The 340-nt window shown below is 34.1% G+C and carries 1 pseudogene; it reads right to left on the bottom strand.

From position 1 onward, the window contains the following. Positions 1-340 (bottom strand): annotated as a pseudogene (locus ACG9ZB_RS16780) (NYN domain-containing protein); the annotation flags it as partial.

The raw sequence follows: 340 nt of genomic DNA, 5'->3' as shown, positions 1-340 counted from the left end.
ATTCTTAAGAACGCTATCTGAGATTAAATTTTCGATATAAATTAATTTATCACAAGCTTTCTTAAAATCCTCCGGAGTTTTCTTTTTCCAAAATCAATAAACACTTAAGCTATTTTCACGTATACTAGATGCTAAAGGGGTAAAATCACTATCGCTAGAAAATATACAAAAACCATCCAAGGCCCCATCATAAAGTAAGTCCATCGCATCAATAATTAAAATCATATCTGTAGCATCTTTACCTTTTGTATAGGCAAACTGCTGAACTGGAGTGATTGCATGAGGTAAGTGAACCTCACGCCAATTTTTCAAAGTGTCGCTACTCCAATCACCATACACA

The organism is Acinetobacter johnsonii, assembly GCF_048551975.1.
Classification (GTDB): Bacteria; Pseudomonadota; Gammaproteobacteria; order Pseudomonadales; family Moraxellaceae; genus Acinetobacter; species Acinetobacter johnsonii_A.
Note: the sequence above shows the minus strand (reverse complement) of the source record. Positions and strands in the feature narration are given on the sequence as shown.